Annotated in this window: 31 protein-coding genes; 27 read left to right on the forward strand and 4 right to left on the reverse strand. The window is 57.8% G+C overall.

Annotation, left to right across the window (positions count from 1 at the left end):
- Nucleotides 1-9 precede the first annotated feature (9 nt).
- Nucleotides 10-672, reverse strand: coding sequence for an acetyltransferase (locus tag ACYQ47_RS22075; protein WP_459906882.1), 663 nt, complete (start codon nucleotides 670-672; stop codon nucleotides 10-12).
- A gap of 858 nt (nucleotides 673-1,530) precedes the next feature.
- On the opposite strand from ACYQ47_RS22075, the gene ACYQ47_RS22080 reads away from it, so the two are divergent.
- The 3 genes from ACYQ47_RS22080 to ACYQ47_RS22090 all read left to right on the forward strand — a co-directional run bounded on the left by ACYQ47_RS22080 (nucleotide 1,531) and on the right by ACYQ47_RS22090 (nucleotide 3,964).
- Nucleotides 1,531-2,301: a hypothetical protein gene (locus ACYQ47_RS22080; RefSeq protein ID WP_459906884.1), complete on the forward strand. Its 771-nt coding sequence runs from the start codon at nucleotides 1,531-1,533 to the stop codon at nucleotides 2,299-2,301.
- An 811-nt stretch (nucleotides 2,302-3,112) separates the two neighbouring features.
- Entirely contained in the window at nucleotides 3,113-3,664 is a 552-nt protein-coding gene (locus tag ACYQ47_RS22085) for a DUF4019 domain-containing protein (protein ID WP_459906886.1), read from the forward strand.
- A gap of 51 nt (nucleotides 3,665-3,715) precedes the next feature.
- Nucleotides 3,716-3,964: a hypothetical protein gene (locus tag ACYQ47_RS22090; protein ID WP_459906888.1), complete on the forward strand. Its 249-nt coding sequence runs from the start codon at nucleotides 3,716-3,718 to the stop codon at nucleotides 3,962-3,964.
- 65 nt (nucleotides 3,965-4,029) lie between these two features.
- On the opposite strand, the gene ACYQ47_RS22095 is transcribed toward ACYQ47_RS22090, so the two are convergent.
- Nucleotides 4,030-4,275, reverse strand: coding sequence for a hypothetical protein (locus tag ACYQ47_RS22095; RefSeq protein ID WP_459906890.1), 246 nt, complete (start codon nucleotides 4,273-4,275; stop codon nucleotides 4,030-4,032).
- Nucleotides 4,276-4,889: 614 nt separating this feature from the next.
- On the opposite strand from ACYQ47_RS22095, the gene ACYQ47_RS22100 reads away from it, so the two are divergent.
- Nucleotides 4,890-5,348, forward strand: coding sequence for a GNAT family N-acetyltransferase (locus ACYQ47_RS22100; protein WP_459906891.1), 459 nt, complete (start codon nucleotides 4,890-4,892; stop codon nucleotides 5,346-5,348).
- A 161-nt stretch (nucleotides 5,349-5,509) separates the two neighbouring features.
- Nucleotides 5,510-6,280 (forward strand): hypothetical protein, encoded by a 771-nt coding sequence (locus ACYQ47_RS22105; RefSeq protein WP_459906893.1) that lies wholly within the window; start codon nucleotides 5,510-5,512, stop codon nucleotides 6,278-6,280.
- A gap of 11 nt (nucleotides 6,281-6,291) precedes the next feature.
- On the opposite strand, the gene ACYQ47_RS22110 is transcribed toward ACYQ47_RS22105, so the two are convergent.
- Nucleotides 6,292-7,344 (reverse strand): phage portal protein, encoded by a 1,053-nt coding sequence (locus ACYQ47_RS22110; protein WP_459906895.1) that lies wholly within the window; start codon nucleotides 7,342-7,344, stop codon nucleotides 6,292-6,294.
- On the reverse strand, nucleotides 7,341-9,107 hold the full coding sequence (locus tag ACYQ47_RS22115; protein WP_459906897.1) for a terminase ATPase subunit family protein: 1,767 nt from the start codon (nucleotides 9,105-9,107) through the stop codon (nucleotides 7,341-7,343). Before ACYQ47_RS22115 ends, ACYQ47_RS22110 begins: the two co-directional genes overlap by 4 nt.
- A 143-nt stretch (nucleotides 9,108-9,250) precedes the next feature.
- Here ACYQ47_RS22115 and ACYQ47_RS22120 point away from each other — a divergent pair, with 143 nt between their 5' ends.
- The 22 genes from ACYQ47_RS22120 (at nucleotide 9,251) to ACYQ47_RS22225 (ending at nucleotide 22,471) form a co-directional block, all read left to right on the forward strand.
- Nucleotides 9,251-10,063, forward strand: coding sequence for a GPO family capsid scaffolding protein (locus ACYQ47_RS22120; RefSeq protein WP_459906899.1), 813 nt, complete (start codon nucleotides 9,251-9,253; stop codon nucleotides 10,061-10,063).
- A 32-nt stretch (nucleotides 10,064-10,095) separates the two neighbouring features.
- Nucleotides 10,096-11,112, forward strand: coding sequence for a phage major capsid protein, P2 family (locus ACYQ47_RS22125; RefSeq protein WP_459906901.1), 1,017 nt, complete (start codon nucleotides 10,096-10,098; stop codon nucleotides 11,110-11,112).
- Nucleotides 11,109-11,771: a phage terminase small subunit gene (gene gpM / locus ACYQ47_RS22130; protein WP_459906903.1), complete on the forward strand. Its 663-nt coding sequence runs from the start codon at nucleotides 11,109-11,111 to the stop codon at nucleotides 11,769-11,771. The genes ACYQ47_RS22125 and gpM overlap by 4 nt, the downstream gene beginning before the upstream one ends.
- A gap of 121 nt (nucleotides 11,772-11,892) precedes the next feature.
- Complete coding sequence (locus ACYQ47_RS22135) at nucleotides 11,893-12,369, forward strand: head completion/stabilization protein (protein WP_459906905.1); 477 nt, start codon at nucleotides 11,893-11,895, stop codon at nucleotides 12,367-12,369.
- Entirely contained in the window at nucleotides 12,369-12,575 is a 207-nt protein-coding gene (locus ACYQ47_RS22140; RefSeq protein ID WP_459906907.1) for a tail protein X, read from the forward strand. Before ACYQ47_RS22135 ends, ACYQ47_RS22140 begins: the two co-directional genes overlap by 1 nt.
- Before the next feature lie 13 nt (nucleotides 12,576-12,588).
- Nucleotides 12,589-12,933, forward strand: a complete 345-nt coding sequence (locus ACYQ47_RS22145) for a putative holin (RefSeq protein ID WP_459906909.1) — start codon at nucleotides 12,589-12,591, stop codon at nucleotides 12,931-12,933.
- A 1-nt stretch (nucleotide 12,934) separates the two neighbouring features.
- Complete coding sequence (locus ACYQ47_RS22150; protein ID WP_459906911.1) at nucleotides 12,935-13,207, forward strand: phage holin family protein; 273 nt, start codon at nucleotides 12,935-12,937, stop codon at nucleotides 13,205-13,207.
- Nucleotides 13,204-14,043: an N-acetylmuramidase domain-containing protein gene (locus ACYQ47_RS22155; RefSeq protein WP_459906913.1), complete on the forward strand. Its 840-nt coding sequence runs from the start codon at nucleotides 13,204-13,206 to the stop codon at nucleotides 14,041-14,043. The genes ACYQ47_RS22150 and ACYQ47_RS22155 overlap by 4 nt, the downstream gene beginning before the upstream one ends.
- On the forward strand, nucleotides 14,040-14,480 hold the full coding sequence (locus ACYQ47_RS22160) for an Rz-like lysis system protein LysB (RefSeq protein WP_459909438.1): 441 nt from the start codon (nucleotides 14,040-14,042) through the stop codon (nucleotides 14,478-14,480). Before ACYQ47_RS22155 ends, ACYQ47_RS22160 begins: the two co-directional genes overlap by 4 nt.
- Nucleotides 14,365-14,616 (forward strand): Rz1-like lysis system protein LysC, encoded by a 252-nt coding sequence (gene lysC, locus ACYQ47_RS22165; protein WP_459909270.1) that lies wholly within the window; start codon nucleotides 14,365-14,367, stop codon nucleotides 14,614-14,616. Before ACYQ47_RS22160 ends, lysC begins: the two co-directional genes overlap by 116 nt.
- Nucleotides 14,609-15,022, forward strand: a complete 414-nt coding sequence (locus ACYQ47_RS22170; protein ID WP_459909272.1) for a phage tail protein — start codon at nucleotides 14,609-14,611, stop codon at nucleotides 15,020-15,022. The genes lysC and ACYQ47_RS22170 overlap by 8 nt, the downstream gene beginning before the upstream one ends.
- Nucleotides 15,023-15,085: 63 nt before the next feature.
- Nucleotides 15,086-15,559 (forward strand): phage virion morphogenesis protein, encoded by a 474-nt coding sequence (locus tag ACYQ47_RS22175; RefSeq protein ID WP_459906915.1) that lies wholly within the window; start codon nucleotides 15,086-15,088, stop codon nucleotides 15,557-15,559.
- A gap of 93 nt (nucleotides 15,560-15,652) precedes the next feature.
- The gene (locus tag ACYQ47_RS22180; protein WP_459906917.1) at nucleotides 15,653-16,456 is read left to right on the forward strand and encodes a phage baseplate assembly protein V; all 804 of its coding nucleotides are present in this window, start codon (nucleotides 15,653-15,655) and stop codon (nucleotides 16,454-16,456) included.
- Nucleotides 16,453-16,809, forward strand: a complete 357-nt coding sequence (locus ACYQ47_RS22185; RefSeq protein ID WP_459906919.1) for a GPW/gp25 family protein — start codon at nucleotides 16,453-16,455, stop codon at nucleotides 16,807-16,809. The genes ACYQ47_RS22180 and ACYQ47_RS22185 overlap by 4 nt, the downstream gene beginning before the upstream one ends.
- Nucleotides 16,806-17,720: a baseplate J/gp47 family protein gene (locus ACYQ47_RS22190; RefSeq protein ID WP_459906921.1), complete on the forward strand. Its 915-nt coding sequence runs from the start codon at nucleotides 16,806-16,808 to the stop codon at nucleotides 17,718-17,720. Before ACYQ47_RS22185 ends, ACYQ47_RS22190 begins: the two co-directional genes overlap by 4 nt.
- Nucleotides 17,713-18,264 (forward strand): phage tail protein I, encoded by a 552-nt coding sequence (locus tag ACYQ47_RS22195; RefSeq protein WP_459906923.1) that lies wholly within the window; start codon nucleotides 17,713-17,715, stop codon nucleotides 18,262-18,264. Before ACYQ47_RS22190 ends, ACYQ47_RS22195 begins: the two co-directional genes overlap by 8 nt.
- Before the next feature lie 6 nt (nucleotides 18,265-18,270).
- Nucleotides 18,271-19,629, forward strand: a complete 1,359-nt coding sequence (locus ACYQ47_RS22200) for a phage tail protein (protein ID WP_459906925.1) — start codon at nucleotides 18,271-18,273, stop codon at nucleotides 19,627-19,629.
- Nucleotides 19,630-19,640: 11 nt separating this feature from the next.
- Nucleotides 19,641-20,243: a tail fiber assembly protein gene (locus ACYQ47_RS22205; RefSeq protein ID WP_459906927.1), complete on the forward strand. Its 603-nt coding sequence runs from the start codon at nucleotides 19,641-19,643 to the stop codon at nucleotides 20,241-20,243.
- A gap of 12 nt (nucleotides 20,244-20,255) precedes the next feature.
- On the forward strand, nucleotides 20,256-21,428 hold the full coding sequence (locus ACYQ47_RS22210; RefSeq protein WP_459906929.1) for a phage tail sheath protein: 1,173 nt from the start codon (nucleotides 20,256-20,258) through the stop codon (nucleotides 21,426-21,428).
- Nucleotides 21,429-21,455: 27 nt separating this feature from the next.
- Entirely contained in the window at nucleotides 21,456-21,965 is a 510-nt protein-coding gene (locus ACYQ47_RS22215) for a phage major tail tube protein (RefSeq protein WP_459906931.1), read from the forward strand.
- A gap of 51 nt (nucleotides 21,966-22,016) precedes the next feature.
- The gene (locus tag ACYQ47_RS22220; RefSeq protein WP_459906933.1) at nucleotides 22,017-22,340 is read left to right on the forward strand and encodes a phage tail assembly protein; all 324 of its coding nucleotides are present in this window, start codon (nucleotides 22,017-22,019) and stop codon (nucleotides 22,338-22,340) included.
- 8 nt (nucleotides 22,341-22,348) lie between these two features.
- Nucleotides 22,349-22,471, forward strand: coding sequence for a GpE family phage tail protein (locus ACYQ47_RS22225; protein ID WP_459906935.1), 123 nt, complete (start codon nucleotides 22,349-22,351; stop codon nucleotides 22,469-22,471).

The raw sequence follows: 22,471 nt of genomic DNA on the forward strand, positions 1-22,471 counted from the left end.
TTACCGGTTTCACTTGAAGACCTTGCGGTCGGTGTTGGGGCGCGCGACGCGCGCGGGATTACCGAGCGCGATCACGTTGTCGGGAATGTCGCCGTAGACGACAGACCCCATGCCGATGATCGAATTTGAGCCAATGCGCACGCCCTCCTTCACGAGTGCGCCCATGCCGATGTAGCTTGCCTGGCCAACCGTGCACGCGCCGCCAAGATTGACCATTGAGGAGACGACTGTGTAGTCGCCGATTTCGACGTCATGGCCGACGATAGCCATCGTATTGATGCTTGCGTGCGCACCGAGTCGCGCGTCGCTCGAAATCGAGCAGAACGGCGTGATGACGACCCCTGCTCCGAGTCGCGCGCTGTCCGCGACGATGGTGCTCGCGTCCACGACAATGCCCGACTGCGTACCCGCGTCGCGGAGCTTGCGCGCCAGGACTTCGCGGCCCGCCGGCTCGCCGACCGCTATCACGAATTCGGCCGAGTCGAATTGCGCGTGCAAAGATGAATCGTCGAAGCGCAGCACCGGGGCGCCATGCTTCGTGCGCGCTTCGCAGATATCGTCGACGAACGCGATCTCGGACCACTGCCCGGTGGACGCGTTCTGGCGGCGGGCGACGTCCATCACTTCTCTGCCGAAGCCGCCTGCGCCGTAAATGAAGAGTTTGCGTGTCACGTGAATGTTTGCCGTGCGTGGCGCGCAGTCCGCAATGTGTTGGGGTGCGCGCGATTGTTCCGTGACGAGAGTATCGCCGTGGCGCCGGAAATTCGAACGACTGAAGAAACGCCGAAAAGGGTGCTTATTCGGGTTTTGAGGGAGAGCGAGAGGTTGGCGTGCAGGTCGCGCGGTTCCTGCTGGGCTTGCAGGCGCGCAACAACTACGACGCTATTGGTGCGCCCGGCTGGGATCGAACCAGCAACCCCTGCCTTCGGAGCTTTGCCTACGTATCAAACACTCTTTTAAATCAATGACTTGTGCAACTCGCCAACTTCAAAATCAAGGCCAAACAAGCTCAACTAAGAGCAATCCAGCGGGTCCAAGCTGCAGTTTAGCTGCACCGGTCAAGCTGAAGGCGGCGCCGGACGCCTTCATTCGCCTAGGCGTTTCAAGACCCCTTACAGTCGGACGACTTATTTCGGTCAAACGTCCGAGGAGCATAGGCGACGGCACCAACTGTCAACTGCATCAAAAGCAGCAACCCTAGAGCCGGCCGGCGGGGGGACTGCTGAAAGGGTGATCTACGACGGCCAACAGACTTGCGTGTAACATCACGGCTGTGTGGCGCACTTGTGCAAGCTCTGGCTGAACGGTAAGTACGCATGTTTCGTACTCTCGCACGATTGAGCGGGGGTCCCAGCTCTGCGATAGATATTATCAATCGGTCGTGCGTTGTGACGCTATATAATCCATCGACGCTGCCTCAAGGTTTTCTTGGTACGGCCGATGACATCCATATGATGGATTGTTTCCTCGCTCCGACTTTGCAGGAATGTTGCTGTACGCACAGACGGCTGGCGTCCGAAAAACCATAAAATGAAAGCAATTCCTGAGCTCAAATCCAACACCCTAATCGAACGCATCAACGAACTTCAGAAGATTTCGGCCCACCGATACATTGATCCGACACAAGTTAGCGGAGTGTCTCGGGACTGGCGTTTGATCGGTCGGGAAATCAGAGATCTGTTTCGTGTAGACGCGTGTGTTGCCTGGGAGCTGACAGGCGCTTGGAAGGGGCTCACCGGAGATTTCGAAGGCACCGAGGAAGCGTTCAGAGCCAGCGCGGCGCTAGGCGACAACTGGTCGAACCGATGCAACTGGACGGTAAATCGGCTCAATCTTGGAATGTTTTCTGCTGCGCAAGAAATGTACTCGTCCGTTGGTAGTCCGGAGACAGGGCATTTTTCGGAGATGCTCGAGGACGGCTACAAAGCCGGCGCGATCGCGCAAGCCGCTCACTACATCGAGAGGGCAAGGCAAATGAACATTGATTGGGACAAGAAGCTTGTGCATGAAATTGAGGCTGCTCATACCATGCTGAAGGCGTCCGGAATTTCCGACGAGCGGGTTGCTCGACAGCTCGATGTCGCGGGTTCCATTCTTAGGAAGCACGGTATTCGCCCTCACGTTTCGCCGCGCGTGACGGCGTCTGCAGGCTTCTTCGAGGGTGTGACGTATTCGCTAGCTGTACCCGTCTCGGCGGAGGAAGCGTTCGAGATGAACGTGGAACTTGCGATGTGCGAGGACGAGGCAGGTATCGAAAAGTGCGTTGAATTCGACGTTGTGTTTGAGGCAGCGTTCGCATGAGTTCGACTGCTCAAGAATTGGTGGACTGCGCGGAGGCGATGGCGCGATCCGCAGCTAGCGAATCGGAATACCGGGCAGTCTGCAGCCGTGCTTATTACGGCGCGTTCCATGCGGCCAACGCCTTCCATAATGGGCTTCCAGTTCCGGGTTCCGTCGGGAGAGCAACTGGTCGGCACGAGCAACTTATCGCGCAGCTCGCAAATCCTGGCTGCGGGAAGGGTAACAAAAAGTACTTTGTGTCTCAGGCCTTGAGCAAAGGACTCCGACTTCTCGTCGATAATCGCGTCAAAGCGGACTACCACATCGATGTTGAGGTCAACAGAGGCCATGCACAGGCAAGTGTAGCTGGCGCGCTTGTGATAGCCGCGAAGTCGATCTAGGTCGCTGATAAAGGACCATCTTCATAGGCGTCTACGCCGCTTCGATGATTTATATCGACCGCTCACCCGTCTAAGTTAAAGATGGACCACAGCAGGCGTCCAACAGGCTCATCGGCTCGCCTTTTTGACTTTTCATCGAGCTGCAATCGAGGCAGCAATATGAATGCCTCGTCGTGGCCGAGCTCCACGGCATATTTTGCGAAGCCCTGCCCCTTCGGTTTGTCCAGCGCCTAATTGCCACGCGACTCTCTAATTGGTATCTCACGATAGAGATCTGCGCATAATAAGGCCTCGGACGCGTCACTTTTCCGTCGCTTCACGAATTCCTTCGGAAGTGTGCGTTCGCCGTTTGGGTGGCATCGTTCTCCATCGATGAGTCACTCAGAACGGACCCGCATTCAGGCGCTCCATAACTCGCCATAGGCCGCAAAATGAATAAAACTCGAAGAATGTGTGTGGCTCTGAGTTTTCTGGCTCTCCTTGGGCGCGTGGACTATGCTGTAGGTCAATTTTCTTCGTCCGGGCCACAATCGCCCATAGTCAACGGCAGCGGCAACGAAATTAATTACTGGTCCCAAGAGCCCCGTAAGCGAAGCAAATCGAAGGTTCATTCGTATCCGAAGGAGACGGTAGACCAATATGCGATTCGCTGGCTTGAACTGATCGATGTCGGAGACTACAAAGCTGCGTACGTTCAACTTCATCCGCAACAGAGAAATATGGTCAGCGAGGAGAAGTTCGCGCAGGTTATGGCGTTATATCGCCGGAACTCAGGACCGCATCGCAATCGGAAGTGGGTCGCTGGTAATGTGGTCAACCCGCCGCAAAGCCGTCTGCAAGACAGACCGGAGTTTGGCGCCGCGTTCGCCACCGACTATCTTTATTCGCACGGCAACGATGCCAACGAAATAGTTGGCGTTGGACAACGCGATGACGGCAGCTGGAGCGTTGTTGAATACTCTTGCGGCCCCTGCGTACGCTGATCATTCCACTCATCTATACGGGCATTTTCAATGCAATGGCGAAAGATATCCGTGATCGGCGCTCTCATCATCGGTGGATTGGCTTGGACCGAACACGCCACCGACCTTGCCGAGAAGATATTCCATCACTTCCAAGAAGTGAAGGTCTCTGAACCCGTCAGCAAGAGCGCTTCGCCATCGATTACATCTCAGACGACTTCTGGTGGAGAGTCTCCGATAATCAATGGCGACAGAAACGTTGTCAACTTTGAAAATGAATCCCCGGCATCCGATCGAAAACTGGTCGAGAAAACTAAATAGGTTGTGCAGTCGTTTAAGAGTTGGCCCGAGAGTTTTCGTCTCTTCGCCCGACCATTGTCCATAAACTAGAATCGCGCCTCTAGCCGATCGATCTCGTTCGCACTGAACACTGCTGCGGCCTTAGCGGCCACACCGACGCCTTCCGTATCACTTGACACGAACCCATCAACTGTGGCGGAACGCGATGCGCTGCGAGCGAAATCAGCGCGGGAGACATTTTTGATATTGAAAAACTTGCCTATCGCCGTGACCTCGGGCATGGAAATGAGCTGATTGCCGTGTCTCTTTTCAGCCGACGCTGCCAGGAACAAGTTGCAGAAATCGATGCGAAAGGCTGCGAGCAACGATTTTACAGCGTGTAAAGACACAAAATCCTAGGACGCTTCAGCTACTGCAGATGGTGAAGGTCCCCTACCAAGGGATCGATCGTGCCTGTCTGCGTGGAACTGCAACGACGCGCAACGATCTGCACGATTTGTTGCGCTGTGTGTTCTCGCTGTGTGCCTTACGGCATAAAGCTGTAGCCCGTACCTGTATGCGCACGAAAAGTGGCAAGGTAAGCGAAGCCCGCAGGCGGGGAGGGGACTGCGCAAGGCCTCTGCCGATCGCTCCCGGTCGGGTCTCAGAAAATTGACCGGGTTCCGAGCCGTCGCTTTCACCTCATCGCTTTAACGAGGACCCATACGTGGCTGCTTATTACGTTGAAGCCTGCCAGGTGTCGGAGCATTCCGATCCTCGGATGCCGCATAAGGCCGCGCCTTTGACGTATGAGCAGGATCAAAGATTCGGCAAAAAAACATAAAAATTTGCTACCAAGTTGCGCTCATCGTTTGTGTTTTTTTACTTCATATCAAATGCGTTGCCAAAGTATTATCTGCATTCAAACCAATGCCTTACTCTAAATTACGCTCGACGCAGGTCGATCGTGAAAGCTATTCTTATGACCTTAATAAACGTGCATTCTAAAAAAGAAGCGATCAAGACCGAAGACGTTGCTTATCTGTATCAAAGTGTAGGGTTCGGAAAAGCACGCGACTACCTATCGCTCGAACATTTTCGATTACGGTTTATTGATGCTGATAATGTGCTGTCCGCTTTTGCTGTTGATGGCTGCGGAAATTTGATCGGGATGGCACGTGCCCTTACGGACGACCCGTCGGTGACGTTCATTGCTGAAGTATGCGTGCACCCGTCACAGCAGCGTTGCGGAGTTGGTAAGAGGTTGCTGCAAGAGATAGCCGGCCGAGCGAGCCACACAACTTTATACGCTGACGCCCTCCCCACAGGCCTTAAACTTTGTGCTTCCGTAGGGATCGTTCCGAAACCGATGCTTATCGCTTGTTCGAAGCCACCTAACTCGCTTAATAAATGTAGCCCTTACTAGTGGCCTTCTCCGCGCAAGGTCGGACGAAGCGAGACTAACATCAATAGACTTGTGCTTCTTTGGCGAACAACGTAAAGGCTTCGTGAAAGAGCAGTAACCTTTGAGAAACACTGCTTTCGAGGCAAAGTTTTGCTGATTGCAGTGTTACTACGTCGCTCACTATGAAAAAGCAAAAAACTAAGAACCAGTCAGGCACCCAGCAAGATGCAAGCACGTCACTGGCAGAAGAAAATCCGAACGCTAACGATGCTAATCGCAACGGCGCAGAAAACTCCGTCGAAATTGCCGAACTGACAAACAAAGCAGGTTGTGATCAGATATATGGGCGAGCCTGCGCATCTTGCAACCGCAGGCGCTCATTGGTTGCAAAAGCCTTGTGCTTCAGCCTCGCGACAGCAGCATATGCTTACTGCTTAAAACACAACCCCGACTTTAAAATGATCAATTTCGATAAATCCGACATTCCGGCTATGTTCGAGCGCGCGCGGAAACACTTAGAGGAACAAGCCTTTGTATTCTCGGCCGATGAATTTAATCTAGGCGACCATATTGACAATGTTTATCGAATTGAAAATTCTCTTAGAGAACTGGAACAAGTCGACGAAGGAATGGAAGACTACGTTAGTGACTTCGATTTCCCCGCCTATATTCGTTACCACGTAAATCTAAAAAGGCAGCTTGCCGTCGCGCCCCCTTCCGTGAATGCCACCAAGGTGCATCGCTCGTTCAACGAACCTTTCGCGATCTTGATCACTTACGAACCTGAAACGTGCGAATTTCTAGTCCGGCCGACGCTTCGCGAAGAGGTTGAGCACGTGCTGCCACAATATCCAGCGCTTAGATACCCGCTGAAGCCAGATGAGGGTTTTGACGGCGTAGAGGCGGAGACGTCTGAATTCTTTGCGGCCATTCTTTCCCGCCTCAAGCTATAAAAGAGCTGTCGCTAATCCCGGGCGGACGCGCTCGGGATTTCGTACCGATCAAAAGTTACGATCTCCTCGCCAAGCCAAGTGTTGATCTCGGTAAAGCGGCCTTGGAGCGGCGAAATCTCATTGCGTCCAAAGACTCGGGCAGCAGTGTCCGGCGTGCCAAAGCCTCCCGAATTGCTGGGTACGATTCCAAGCACTTGAGGAGGCACCCTGTGGGCTGCAAGCAAGTCGTCACGCGTCACATTTTTGATGTTGAAGAATTCGTCTTTTGCCGCGACCTCTGAAACGGGGATAAGTTGGATACCGTCTTTCTTGCCACCTGGCGCATACATGAAGAGGTTGCGAAAATTGCCGGGACCCTTTGCGCCTTTGAGCTGCTCCCGGATGTTGTCCACATCCTCCATCTTGTTGGCCGCATCCGTCAGGTAAAGAATGAATCCGGCGTGGCTGCCGTTCTCGTAGTACTTTCGGCGGAATAGCGTGGACGACTCATTCAACCAGGCCGAGTGCATCGAGCTCAAGTATTCCGGCAGGCCATACACCTCTTGGTTGATATCCGGTCGCATCAGTTGAAAGACACTGTCCTTCTCGAACTCGTGCTTGTTCTGCGTTCCGTTCACGTACACGTACCCGCTGAGATCGGTCTTTCGACGCACATACTTGGCGAGCGCTGGCTCCAAAGAGAGCGTGCCGCCTAGTTTGTTGCGACGGCGCTCAAGATAGCCATTGCCGAAAGTCAGAAAGTCCAGCGCCCATCGCTCGAAGGCTTGGCGCGAGAGCCACTTGTGCGGCCGAAAGGTGGACGCGAGCACGTTCACTTTAAAGAAGAGCGCAGAGCTGTGATGCGTGCTGGCCCGAAATGACTTCGCGAGCCCCGCGAAGCTCACCGGCGGCTCGAACCACTCGCCATTCGACCAGCATTCCACGTAGTCAAGGATGTCGGCCCGGCTAAGCACGGGGGTGGGTTCGCCGAAGGTGAAGGACTCGAAACGCCCTGCATTGGGCTCGGATGCGGTCGAAGTCGTCCGGTGGTGCGTGATCGGCGTGCGAGCTCGGCGCTTGCTCATGAATAAAACTCCACAAAAGAAGATGAATTGCTGCTGCCCGCAAGCGGTTCCCGGTCGATGGCATGCAGACATGCCCAGGCCAAATCAGCATGACCGATCTCCTCGTTTCGCCCGGCGCTGTAAGTGGCTTGCCGACCGCTGGCGGTCATGGTTTGTTTGATCGCCATGAAGGCCGCGACCAAATCCTTCTGACCCGCGTCAAATTGCAATCTGGCGTTGCGGATCACGGACTGGCCTTTCAAGACCAACCGCGTTTTGACTTCGGGCGAATAGTTCAACGCGACCGCGCTGGGATAGAACTTGATGACGTTCTGGTAGACGCCCTGCCCCATGCCGGTTGTGTCGATTGCGATATACGTGACGTTGTAACGCCGGGTGACGTTCTCAATCGCTGCGGCTTGCCGCTCAAAATCGTTGCCGCGGAACTGCTCACACTCCAGAACGCGGAAGGTTCCCCCATCGACACGGGGCGGCGCAACCACCACGAGCGCGGCAGAGTCGCCCGTGAACGCAGGGTCGTAGCCCACCCAAACCTCGCGGTGGCCGAATGGGCACAATAGCAATGGCGAGAAATCGTCCGCCCATTCTTCCCACGCATCGACCATGCAACGCTGCAGCTCGGCGAGCTTGAACACGGACACCGAATCGTCGATGAACTCACACATCAGCAGATTCGCGAACGCCTGGGCGCTATACCGGCGCTTCAAGTCGTCGAGATCGAACAGGTTGCAGCCGGCTGCGATCGCGTCCTCGACTGTGACGATCTGCCGCCATTGCTGATCGGCGCAAGAACGACCGCGAGCAAGTGCGTCGTGGCTTGTGTCGATTTCGATTCGCTCGGTCGGCGCGCGGCCAGCATTGATCTCGGCTCCGCTCCAAAACGCGAATGCCTCGTGCGTGGTGCTTGACGGTGTGCTGAAGTACGTCAGTCGCCACTGCTTATGCATGGCCATTCCCGAGGCCACCTGATTGAGCTCACGAAACTTCGGCACCCAGAAATACTCGTCGAAATACAGGTTGCCGTGGTACGACTGAGCTGTTCGCGAGTTGGTCCCGAGAAAATACAAGGTCGCTCCGTTGGCAAGCATCATCGGATCGCCCGTGAGCTCAACACCCACCACCTCCCGCGCGAACTTCAGGATCTCTTGCTTGAATACATGCGCTTGCGCCTTGCTGGCTGACAAAAATATTTGGTTTCGACCGGTTTCGAGCGCATCGATGAAGGCCTCGCGTGCGAAATACCACGTCGCGCCAATCTGCCTGGACTTCAGAAGGTTGCGGATTTTCCGATCGGCGTTCCGGTACCAAACCTTCTGATACTCGAAGAGTGATTCACGGAACGCGGTCGATAGAAGCTGTTGCTGCTCTTCGCTAATCGCGTTGCGCGAAGGTTTGCGCTTGGGTCCGGCGTTGCGAGCTTCGATATTCGGATTGAGGTCGCTCTCCCTTCCCGTCGCGTCATATTTGCGTACGCGCGCAAAGCGCTCAATCTGTCGTCCAAGCAGATCAATTTCCTTGTAGTCCGCGCCGTCCTTCTTTTCCTTCGCAATGAGCGTAATGAGACGTGTCTCGGCCGCGCTTTCGATGCGTTGCAGCGGCGTCGCCTCTTTCCAATTCTCGCGTCGACACCACGATGCGACGGTCGATGTCTTCAACGCGAAATAACGTGCAATGGATGAAACGCGCCATCCCTGCCAATAAAGGGCGCGCGCGGCGCGACGAGGATCGCTCGCGCTGTTCGTAGAAGTGACTGGACCAGACATGGATGAAGCGTAAGGTCTCGCGCGTGCGCGAGCACTTGATGCATTGCGTGCTTTGGGCTTTGACGCAAGTCAATCGTTGCCCTCTGACGCACGCGCATCGAACATGAGAACCACGCTCACACCAGCAAGGTTCGACTCTATCCATGGCATCCAGCAAAACGAAATTCTTTCGCGTCGCCGTCGAAGGCGCGACCGTTGACGGCCGCGAAATCAAGCGTGAATGGCTTGTACAGATGGCAAAGCACTACGATCCGGCGCTGTTTGGCGCGCGCATCAACGTGGAGCACATCAAGGGCTTTGCTCCTATGTCGGCGACCAATCCGTTTGGCTCATACGGCGATGTAATCGCGCTGAGCACCAAGGAGATTGATGAGGGACCGCTCAAAGGAAAGATGGCGTTGTATGCGCAAATCAGTCCGACCGATGAGCTCATCTCACTGACGAAGAAGCGACAGAAGATCTATACGTCCATCGAAGTTAATCCGTCCTTTGCGGACCTTGCCGAAGCCTACCTTGTGGGCGTTGCGGCGACCGATTCGCCTGCGAGCCTCGGAACCGAATCGTTGCAGTTTGCGGCGCGCCGATCCAGCAACCTCTTCTCGGCGCCATGCGAGACGTCGATCGAGATCGACGAGATTCCTACACCGACCAGTCTGCTGTCGATAGTCAAGGCCATGTTTGCCCGCAACCGTATCGCCGACGAGGAACGCGATGGGGATGTGCGCCGGGCTGTTGAAGAGATCGCGAATTTCGCCGGTCAGCAGAGCCAGGAGATCGACTCCTTGCGGGATTCGCTCGAACTTGCGCAACAGAGCGCGAATGACGCCCAGCGGCGAGCTGACGAAGCCATCGCATTGGTTGAGCAGCTGACCCAAACGCTTTCCACCGCTGACAACGGCGCGCCTCGTCGTCCGCTCTCGACCGGCTCGACCGGCGAAGTGCTGACCGACTGCTGAAGCCACCTCGCTACCTGAAAGAGAACAACCTCATGAAAAAGACAACGCGCCTGGCCTATAGCGCATACGCCGCGCAGATCGCGAAACTGAACGATACGGCCGACGTGTCGACGAAGTTCACTGTCGAGCCGACCATTCAGCAAAAGCTGGAAACAAAGATGCAGGAGTCAAGCGCGTTTCTCTCTCGCATCAATATTCTGCCGGTGACGGAACTCGAAGGCGAGAAGCTTGGGTTGTCGGTATCGGGTCCGATCGCGAGCCGCACGGACACCACCAAGGCGGACCGTAAGCCGGTCGATCCGACCGCGCTCGACAGCAATCGCTATCGCTGCGAGAAGACTGACTATGACACCGCTATTGCGTATCGCAAGCTCGACGCCTGGGCAAAATTTCCGGACTTCCAGCAACGCATCCGCAACGTGATCCTGAAGCAGTGCGCGCTCGATCGCATTGCGATCGGCTGGAACGGTGTCGAAGCTGCGCCGAGCACGGACAGAAATGCGCATCCGCTGCTCCAGGACGTCAACATCGGCTGGTTGCAGCAGTACCGCAATTACGCCAATCAACGCGTGCTCCATGAAGGCAAGGTGAAGGACTCGCACAAAGTGTATGTCGGTAAGGGGGGCGATTACGCCAACCTCGACGCGTTGGTCATGGATCTTGTCGATTCATTGATTGATCCTTGGTTCCGCGAAGATACCGAGCTGGTCGTCATCTGCGGACGTGAGCTGTTGCACGACAAGTACTTCCCTATTGTCAATGCAACACAGCCGCCGACCGAACAACTGGCGGCCGACATCATCGTGAGTCAAAAGCGCATCGGTAACCTGCAAGCAGTGCGCGTGCCGTTCTTCCCGAAGCATGCATTGATGGTCACGAAGCTGGACAACCTGTCTATCTACTACCAGGAGAGCGCGCGTCGTCGTGCACTCATCGACAACCCCAAACGCGACCAGATCGAAAATTACGAGTCATCCAACGACGCCTATGTTGTCGAGGACTTCGGCTGCGGATGCGTAGCTGAAAACATCGAGCTGGTGCCGGCATGACGATGAGCACTCCCGCCAGGTCGCACTTTGCACGCGCGACGGCCGCGCGTGCAGCCGCTGCTTCAACGCCCGGCCAAAGCATGGCTGGGGCGACACCCTATGAGCTGATGCTCATCAAGCTCGCAACCGATCGTCGGGCGCTTAAAGGCGTGCAATCGGTGGCTCGGAAGATCGAATTGAAACGCAAGCTCCTGCCGGAATACGACGACTACGTTGCAGGCGTTCTCGACGCCGGTCGCGGCGCGCAAGACGACGTGCTTGTCACGGTCATGATCTGGCGTATCGATGTGGGCGACTATGAAGGTGCGCTCGCAATCGCTTCCTACGCGGTTGAACACAGTCTTGCGCTGCCGGACTACTTTGAGCGCTCGCTTGCGTCGTTGCTGGCCGAGCAATTCGCCGATGCCGCGCTCGCAGCCTTCATGGATGACCAGTCATTCCCGTTCTCGCCTCTTGAGCGTATCGATCAACTCACGGCCGACGCTGATATGCACGATCAGGTGCGCGCGAAACTCTACAAGGCGCTCGGATACGCGATTGAACAAGTCGATGCCTCACGCGCGTTGGACTATCTGCGCCGCGCGGTATCGCTTAATGATCGCGTGGGCGCGAAGAAGGACATCGATCGGCTTACAAAGTCGATTGAAACCGCAGGCTGACAGCAATTGAGCAGCCTGCTCGTTACGAGCCCCAACCGGCCTGGCGGCACCGGCGTTCATTCCACCACCTAAGCGTGACGGAGGCGAACGCCGGTCCACCGCCAACTCTATAGGAACGGTCATGAGCAGCTTCATTGCGACTCCAACACTCGAACCATCGGCCGCCGAGAAAGAGCTGATCCGAAACGACGGATTCTTCCCCGACATCTCACTCGCCGAGCTGCGCGCAACGATGCGCCTTGACGGAACGGTCACTAACGAGCGCTTGCGCGAAGCGACGATCGGTGCAATCGACAGCGTGAACAACGAGTTGCATGCGTGGCGTGCTCAACAGATCTCAGCCGGGTTCTCGACGTTGGCCGATATCCCTGCAGCGAACATCGACGGGCAGAGTGTTCAGCTTATTCGCTATCGGCGCGCAGTGTTCAACCTGACGCACGCGGATATCACCGAGCGCTATCGGGATTGGGATACGACCAAATCCGGCGGCCAGAAGGCCGAGGATATTGAATCGACGATTGGTCAAGCGCGGCGCAATGTCCGGTGGGCACTAAGCGACCTTCGAGGGCTTGCGCGCACGACCGTGGAGTTAATTTGATGCGAGTGCGCTCGCAGCAGGGCGACACGGTCGATTTGTTGTGCTGGCGCGTCTATGGCCGCACCGATGGCACGGCTGAAGCGGTATTCGAGGCGAACCCCGGGCTTGCCGACCTAGGGCTAGTACTTCCTCTAGGCACGTCGGTGGAAATGCCTGAGCTTGGCAAAGTGGTGAACACCGCGCCGTTATTGCAATTGTTTGACTGAAAGGAGCGGGCCAATGGCCGAGCCGAATACCACCACCGCGCTGGCGCTGTCCGTCGCCATCGGACTGGCCAGCCTCGCGCCTGGCATCGATGGCAATGCGCTAGTCGGTTCGTTCACGGGCGCGGCGCTTGTTGTAGTGACATCGAGAGATATCGGCGTCATCCAGCGCGCGGCCTACATGCTTATCTCGCTCGTCATGGGCTATCTAGCAGCACCCGAGATCATCGGCTCCACGCCATTGCGATCAAGCGGCGTGGCTGCGTTCTTCGCGGCTTCGCTCGTTATCACCGTGACGTTGCAGATTATCGAGCGCATCAAGAGCGCTGATCTGTTCGCTCTTCTGAAGCGGGGCAAGTGACGTGAGTACCTCTTTTGCGGCTATCGCGCTCACGGCGCACGTTGTGACGACGCTGCGCATCGTGTTCTTCCGGCGCAAAGGCGCTCGGCACCGTGCTCATGTCTCCTGGCTTGCATGGGCACTCGTGACCGTACTTGGATGTTCGGCAATCGAGCTGGCGTTGCATCCCCGGCACGTGGACTTCCTTGAAGCCACGCGGTCTGTTTTGCTTGCGCTTTTTGTGTACTGCGCGCGTGGCAACGTGGCGCGCCTTTTATGGAGTGGCGAACAATGAGAATCCTTCGTTTTGGCGCGGTAGGCGATGAGGTGGCGCTTCTTCAGCACCGACTCCTTCGGGCCGGTTTCGAGCTCACCGTGACTCATGTGTTTGATGAGGCTACCGAGGCCGCAGTCAAAAAGGTGCAAGATGACGCGGGTCTCGTTGTTGACGGCATCGCCGGACCAAAAACGCTGCTTGCGCTCGCTACAGGAAAGCGAGACGCAAAGCAGCTCGCCGACGCAGACCTCATCAAGGCTGCCGCGACGCTCGATGTCCCCGTCGAGTGCGTGCGCGCCGTCAACGAGGTCGAGTCTCGCGGCGAAGGCTTTCTTGCTGATGGCCGACCGGTCATTCTGTTCGAGCGTCACGTCTTTTGGGAGCGCTTGGTCACCCACCAGATCGACCCGAAGCCTCTCGCGGCTCGTTATCCAAACATCGTGTCGGAGACGCGTGGCGGCTACGAAGGCGGATCCGCAGAGTATGTTCGGCTCGCGTGGGCCCAAATGCTCGCGCCAGTGGCCGCGTGGGAGGCAACGAGTTGGGGCGCGTTCCAAGTAATGGGCGAGCATTGGAAGCGACTCGGCTATCAAAGCCCGCAAGAGTTCGTTTCTCGAATGGAGGCGGGCGAGAGCGAGCAGCTCGATGCATTCGTGCGCTTTGTTTCTTCTGATGCCAAGCTGATCGCCGCGCTGAAATCGTGCCGGTGGGAAGCTTTCGCTGAGGGCTACAACGGCAAGGCGTTCAAGGCAAACTTCTACGATGTAAAGCTTGCTCGCGCGTATGAACGCTATGCTCCCAAGCCTACGCCTACACCTGCTCCTCCGCCTGCACCGACTAAAGCGACCGCGTGAGCGTGCTGGCGATCAAGCTCAAGCTAGCTGTCTGCGTCCTCGTCATCGCGGCGTTGGTTAGCAGCGTGCTGTATGTACGGGCACTGCGCACGGCACTGATAGCGCAGAGCGATCAGCTTCGTATCGTGAGTCAGCGCGTTGCCGATCGAGACCAGACCATTCGCGAGCTGCAACGCGACGCTATTGAGAAAGCGCGGCAGCGGGCACAGCTTGACAAGAGCACGACCGCGGCTAAAAACACCGAGTCAAAACAACGCGAAGCGATGAGGAAAGCCATCCATGATAGTCCGACCGTTCAATCGTGGGCCGACACTGCTTTGCCTGACGACGTTATGCGCTTGTCAGCCAATCCCGCCTACGCCAGCGCCGCAGATTTCAGTGCAGCAATGCCAGACGATCACACCGTGCGACCTTCCAGCGATGTCTCCACGCACTAACGGCGAGTTGCAAGATGCGCTTACAACAGCGAAGGGCGCGTGGGCCACGTGTGCGGCCAAGGTGGATGTGATCGTCGAATGCCAGGCTCGTGCGCAGGCCCGGATCGCCGAAGAGAAGGCAAAGGACCATGATTAAACCAAGCAGTTTGCGCGCGGCACTTGCGGCTGCCCTCCCGACGCTTGCGGAGAATCCGGACAAGCTGACTGTCTTTATCGACCAGGGTTCGATTGCCGCGACCGGCGGGAACTCCAGTTCGTTCGAATACCGGTACACGCTCAACGTTCTCGTGCTCGATTACGCAGGCGATGCAGACGAAGTATTCGTCGCCGTTGTCGATTGGGTTCGCACGCATCAGCGGGACCTTGTTACGAACTGGAATCAACGCGAGAGCGGCATCACCTACGAAATTGACATTTTGGGAAACGATGCCGCCGATGTGTCGATCAAGCTGCAACTCACCGAAAGCGTTGTCGTGAAAGTTGAAAATGGCGTCCGAACGGTGATTCATGTTGATGATTCGCAGACCGACGAGCAGCCGTGAGCGAAGTAACATTTCTTTGCTCACTCTCGGATCACATACGTCTTATCGTTAGCCGGCCGTGGAATGCAAAATCAACTAGATGACTTCGAAGCATGGGCCGGTGGCCTGCTCTCGAAGCTCCAACCCGCTGCACGTCGCGCGGCGATGCGCGATGTTGCTCGTGTGCTGCGCCGCAGTCAGCAGACTCGCATCGCCGCGCAGCGCAATCCGGACGGCGCTGCGTATGAACCGCGCAAGCCACGCTTCGAAGTTGGCGCGAAGAAGCTGCGCGACAAGCGCGGACGAATCAAGCGCGCCGCGATGTTCGCCAAGTTGCGCACCATCCGATATATGCGAACCGAAGTCGGCGCGGACGGACTTGCCATCGGTTTCGCTGGGCGCGTCGCACGCATCGCGCGCATCCACCAGTTTGGCGAAACGGCGCCCGTCGCACCGGGCGGTCGAGACTACCGCTATCCCGCCCGTACACTGCTTGGCTTCACGGACGCTGATCGCGAATTGATACGCGACATGCTGCTTAAGCACATTACTCAGTAGCAGGTCGAACCGCCTCGCCTGAAATTACGTAATCCGAGGTTTGACGCCACGTATTGATCGCCACGCGCGCGCCTGCTTGGCAAGATTGGCGATATGCACGCCAATGAATTTCGCCGCCTTCTCATCAATTTGATCCGCAAAGGATCGGTGTCCGATGTTGACCTTTCGACTGACCCGCCGAGTGTGCGGGTGTCGGTGGGCGACCCGGATGTTGAGCACGCGCCGGGTTTGAAGACGAATTGGCTACCGTTCGTGACGGTGCGAGCAGGCAAGACGCGCGTCTGGCATCCGCCCACCATTGGCGAGCAAGTCGTCCTGCTCTGTCCGATGGGCGACCCGGCGCAAGGCCTCGTATGGGGCGGTTTCTTCAGCGATCACGTAAAGCCGCCCAGTCGCAGCCCTGACGTTCACGCGACGGCCTACCCCGATGGCGCATTGGTCCAATACGACCATGCCGCTCACACACTTTCCGCCACGCTTCCCGATGGCGCAACGATCGATCTCGTCGCGCCGGACGCAGTGATCGTTAAAACTCAGAAGGCATCAATCGAGAGCGAGACTTGCACGCTTCGCGCGAACCACATCTTGCTCGACGGCGACGTCGTAGTCAGCAAGTCCATGACGGTGGCTGGCGTATTTGCATTCCAGTCCGGCATGAGCGGCAAGGGCGGCGCTGGTCGCGATGTGATGCAAATCGATGGCGGGGCGACTTTTTCGAAAGACGTGAGAGCTGACGGCGTGAGCCTGGCGGGCCACTTGCATCGTGCCCAAGGCTCGACTGCGCCAACGAGCACGCCAATCAGAGGAGCGAGCTTTAGAGGCATGAATGCCGCAGCTGGCCGATCGCTGCGCCGTGCGCGCTTGCGCCGCCCGAGTCGACTGGGAGGTCTCGCATGAGAGGCATGAATGCGACCACTGGCAGGTGGATTTCCAGTCATGACCACCTCTACCAATCCATCGGGAAGATCGTCTCGACACCGCTTGCTTCGTGTCTTAAGCGCCGCAATTTCGGTTCGGAGTTCCATGATCTGATCGACGCACCGGTCAACGGTGCAACGCGCACGCGTCTTTACGCAGCAGTCGCCACCGCGCTCATGCGTTGGGAGCCCCGTCTCACGCTAACCCGCGTGTTGCTCGTGGGCGACGAGGCGGAACAAGGCGCGCTTTACCTCGAAATCGAAGGCTGGGCAAACTTAAGCGGTGCGCCCGTACGGACGCGCATCGACGCGATCAGCGGGAGGACGGTATGAGCGCGACGCCCATCGATCTCTCCAGGCTTGCGTCGCCGGACATCATCGAAACGATCGATTTCGAGACGTTGTTCGCGACCTTAAAGGCAAAGTTCATCGCGCTCGTCCCTGCAGAGGAGCAGGTTGAAATAGCGGAGACGCTCAAGCTCGAATCCGAGCCCATCGTGCGGCTGCTGCAATTGCTGGCCTATCGCGAGATGACGCTGCGCCAGCGGGTGAACGATGCCGCGCGGCGGATCATGCTCGCTTATGCCATTGATTCCGACTTGGACCATCTGGCCGCGCTAGTGGGCATTAAGCGCCAGACCATCACGCCGGCTGATCCTGAGAAGGGGACGCAGGCGTTGATGGAAGGCAACGCTGATCTGCGCACGCGCATACAGCTTGCACCGCAGAGCTTCTCCGTAGCAGGTCCGGAAGGCGCGTATATCTCGCGTGCTCGCAACGCGCACGCCCACGTGCTCGACGCCACTGCGATCAGTCCTGCGCCTTGTGAAGTGCTCGTCACCATTCTCTCGCGGTTGGGGGATGGGGCGGCTGAACCGAGCTTGATCGATGCCGTTGTCGCGGCACTGAGCGCGGCTGACGTACGTCCGCTTACCGATCAAGTCACCGTCAAATCAGCGGAAATTATCAAGTACTCCGTGCGCGCAACCTTAACCTTTTTCTCCGGTCCTGACCGGGCGGTCGCCCTTGCCGAAGCGAACAAGGCGATGAAGCGATACACCGAGCAGATGCACCGGCTGGGTATGGAAGTCACCCTGGATGGGATCTACGCGGCCGCGCGTGCGCCTGGCGTTCAGAAAGTCGTGCTTGAGGGGCCGCTACAAGGCATCCAAGCGTCTAAGACGCAAGCGCCGTATTGCACCGGAATCGAACTGATCGATGGCGGAGTTTACAGCCATGAATAAGCTGCTGCCGCCCAACGCGACGCGACTTGAACGCCGCTTCGCTGTTACGAGCACATGCATTGATGACATTCCGACGCCGCTCGCGACGCTCATTGATCCGGAAACGATTCGTCTTGACTTGCTGCCGTGGCTCGCCTGGCAACTGGGCGTGGATACATGGAAAGGGTATTGGCCCGAACACGTGAAGCGCGCGCGCGTGAAACAGGCGATTCCGGTAGCGCGTCGCAAGGGCACGGCCGCCGCAGTCCGCGAAGTCGTCGCGGCTTTCGGCGGCAACTTGGTTCTGCGCGAATGGTTCGAATTGCGCCCGCCCGGCGCGCCTGGAACGTTTGAGATTTTGTTGACAGTCAGCGGACAAGAAGGCGAGCCGCCCACTGCTGAGTACGTCGCGGATATCTGTGCGGAAATCGATCGCACCAAACCTCTGCGAGCGCACTACACCTTCACACAAGGTTTTTCTAAGCAAACCCGGCAAACGGTGGGCGGCGCAGCACGCGCAGCGGTGTATCGCCGGTTGACTCTGACCGAACCTCGAGGCAGCTAGCGGACCATGGGAACCATTCTTACTATCACCGATGCTGGACGCGCCGCGCTCGTCGCGCCGAACAAAGACGGCACAAATGCGCACAAGGTTGTTGAGATAGGTCTCGCGACGGCTCGTTTCGAGATGAGCAAGGCATTGAAGTCATTGCCCAACGAGCACAAACGCCTCACGACGTTCGGTGGGGCCAACGTGGCGCCCGACACGATTCATGCGACGCTCACGGACGACAGCGAGGACCAATACACGCTTTTCGGGTTCGGGCTTTATCTCGAAGATGGCACTTTGCTGGCCGTCTATGGTCAGGACACGCCGATCATGGAGAAGTCTCCCGCCGCGTGGCTTTTGCTCTCGGCCGACATGCAGTTCGCGGCGATCGATGCCACGCAGCTTGTATTCGGTGAGACATCGTTTCTCAACCCGCCTGCGACCGCCGATCGGGCCGGGGTCGTCCGACTCGCCACTCAAACGCAGGTGGACACTGGCCGCGACACCGAGCGCGTGGTCACGCCCGCGACGCTCAGTAAGCAGCTGCGTGCCAAGGCCGATTTAAGCGGCGCAGATTTTACGGGCTCAATCGGCACCAAGGATCGGCTGCGCTTGCTCGCTGCTCCTGGTGGCGAAGCCGCCTTGGCGTCAGGCAACGGCGACGACTGCTCCTCGACGACGAACAACGTCGCCCTGCGCTCGAGTCACGGCATCGGCTTCGGGCCAAGCGTGACCAATGGACCGATCGCCCAAGAAGCGTTCTCGCACTGGTTCAATACGCGCACAGGCGATATGGGATGCCGAGGCGCGTTGCATGTTGGCGGAACGATCACCGCGCAAGAGCCCCAGGTTGGCGACGGCCCTAACACCGTACCGACAATGGCATGGGTCCTTCAAACCATTGCCGCCGCAGCAATTGGCAGCGTTTGGTTCGAACCAAGGTCATTTGCGCGCGCCGGATTTCTCAAACTCGACGGCGCGACCCTTAAGCGTACCGACTATCCAGCCCTGTGGGCCTATGCGCAGGCCAGCGGCGCGCTCGTGAAGGAAATCGAATGGGTCGTAAGCCGTAGCGGTTGCTTCTCTGAGGGAGACGGGGCGTTGACATTCAGACTGCCGGACCTGCGAGGCGAATTCATTCGCGCTTTCGACGATGGCCGCGGTGTCGATACAAACCGCGTCATCGGATCCTTTCAGGCACAGGATGTTCAACCTCACACCCACGCGCTGCAAACCTCGGGGCATCACTATCACGCGGGGCGATACGTGGGTGAGGCGACCGAGAACACGAACAACGGCGGCAATCATACGGGCTTGTCGGATGGTCGCGAAACGCGCCCCCGCAATATTGCGCTGCTCGCCATGATTCGCGCTTACTGAAGGAGTGACCTATGCTCATTCACCACTACCACCCCGAGTCTGGCGCATACGTGCACAGCACTCAGGCAGACGTTGACCCGCGCAACGACGGCCGATGGCTCATTCCGGCTTCTGCGACCGCGGATGCGCCGCCCGAGCGTACGCCTACGACTTGGCCGTTTCATACCATGGGCGCATGGCGTCTGCTGCCCGATTTCCGTGGCCGCATCTGCTATCGCATTGAGTCAGGCGAGCCTGTCGAGATTACAGTCGCGGGAAAAAGTCCAGAGGTGCTGGGACTTACTGACCAGCCACGCCCCTCGCCCGCTCACATCTGGCTTGACGGCAAGTGGGACATTGATCCTGCGCTCGCTCGGCAAAGATTGCGCGACGCCGCTATGAATGAATACGACACGCGCATGGCGCGCGCGCGATCGATGAACGCCGGTCGAGCCGACGCTTATGCAGCCGGGTTGCTCACGCCTGAGCAGGCTGAAGCGTTCCGTGCCTGGGCCGCGTATCAGCTCGATCTCATGCGTGCTGTCGACGCCGAGGGATTCCCCGATCAGGTGACGTGGCCGACCGAACCCGCCCAGGCACCGACGCTGGACGCCCCCGCTTCCTCTCACCTTTAAAGGAATAGACCTATGACGCAGGACTATCACCACGGCGTTCGCGTGATCGAAATCAATCAGGGCTCAAGGCCGATCCGGACCGTGGCCACCGCTGTGATCGGCGTGGTGTGCACAGCAAACGACGCGGACGAAAACGCCTTCCCCTTGAATACGCCGATTCTTCTCACGAACGTTATCGAAGCGCTTGGAAAGGCAGGTAAAAAGGGCACGCTATCCACCACGCTTCGCGCAATCGGCGCTCAGACCAAAGCCCTTACCGTGGTCGTACGCGTGGCCGAAGGTAAGGACCTGGACGAGACCGTCGGCAATGTGATCGGGACCGTGACGAGCGAAGGCCGCTACACCGGCTTGAAAGCATTTCTTGCGGCGAACGCGAAGCTCCATGTCACGCCGCGCATCATCGGTGTGCCCGGACTGGACCGGCCGGAAGTCGCTGCTGCCATGCTCCCGATCGCGCAGTCGCTGCGCGCGATGACGTATGCGTTTGCCTGGGGCTGCAAAACCAAGGAAGAAGTCGCGGCTTACCGAGATCAATTTGGCCAGCGCGAGATCATGCTCCTGTGGCCCAACTTCATCGCATGGGATCGCGATGCGAAGAAGAATGTCGAAGTTCCTGCGGTCGCGTATGCGCTTGGCCTGCGCGCGAAGATCGACGAGCAAATCGGTTGGCACAAGACGCTGTCGAATGTGGCGGTCAACGGCGTGGTAGGCATCTCCGCTGACGTGTCATGGGGCTTGCAGGACCCGAATACCGATGCGGGCTTCCTCAACGAGAAAGGCGTCACCACGCTCATCAACAAGAACGGATACCGGTTCTGGGGCTCGCGCACGTGTTCCAGCGATCCGCTGTTTGCTTTCGAGAATTCGACGCGCACCGCTCAGGTCATCGCCGACTCGATAGCAGAGGCGCAGATGCCAGTCGTTGACGGGCCACTTCACCCCTCGCTGCCGCGCGACATCATCGAGTCGATCAACGGCCGGTTTCGAGGGTGGATTTCGCAGGGTTATCTGGTCGGCGGCTCCGCGTGGTTCGATCCCGAGCCGAACACCACCGACAGCTTGAAATCCGGGCAGTCGTACATCGATTACGACTACACCCCGGTTCCTCCGCTCGAAAACCTCGTGCTGCGCCAGCGCATCACGGACCGATACCTCGCCGACTTCGCCTCGCGTGTAGGCGCGTAATCGTCGGCCTTCTCAGGAGCTCAGAACATGGCGTTGCCGCGCAAACTCAAAGGTTTCAATCTGTTTCACAACGGCGAGAGCTTTCTCGGTCAGGTAGCCGAAGTCACGCTGCCCAAGCTCACCCGCAAGATGGAGGACTATCAGGGCGGTGGCATGAGCGGCCCTATCAAAATCGACTTCGGTCAGGAGGGCATTCAAATCGAATGGACGTGCGGTGGCTTCATGCGTCCCGTGCTCGCCCAGTACGGCATCATGGCGCACGATGGCGTGCTGTTGCGCTTCTCCGGTGGCTACCAGTCCGAAGACGCGTCCGGCGTAGACTCGGTCGAAATCGTCATCAAAGGCCGGCACAGCGAGATCGACATGGGCACGGTCAAGGCTAAGGAAGACACGGCATTCAAGGTGACGACCGTTGCGAGCTACTACAAGCTCGCAATCAATGGCCATGAGCTCATCGAGATCGATTTCATCAATTCGATCGAGAAGATCGACGGCAAAGACCTGCTCGCCGCGCTGCGCAAAGCGATAGGCATCTGACGGCGTCCACGTCTCGCAGATCACTCACCCCTTTCATCTTTCGACACAGCTATGGAACCCAACCAAATCGAGAACCTTGTCGACCCGAACACGCACACGCTCGATACGCCGCTCGTGCGCGGTGAGCAGACCATTACCACCATCACGCTTCGAAAGCCCAAATCGGGCGAGCTGCGCGGCGTGTCGCTCTCCGACCTCGTGAATCTCGATGTCACGGCGCTCTCAAAAGTGCTGCCGCGCATCAGCACGCCCACGCTCACCGAGCACGACGTCGCCAACATCGATCCCGCCGATCTCGTCGAACTGGGAGGTATCTTTGCAGGTTTTTTGATGTCGAAGGCCGTCAAATCGAAACTGGAATCCCTGAGAGGGTAGAAGACGCGATGGCCGATCTCGCCGTGGTCTTTGCTGGATGGACGCCTGCGGTGATGGACGAATTCAGTTTGGTCGAGTTGATGGAGTGGCGCGAGCGAGCGCGGCAACGTAGTGGCAGTGGGAGCGAATAG

The organism is Caballeronia sp. HLA56, from assembly GCF_054655155.1.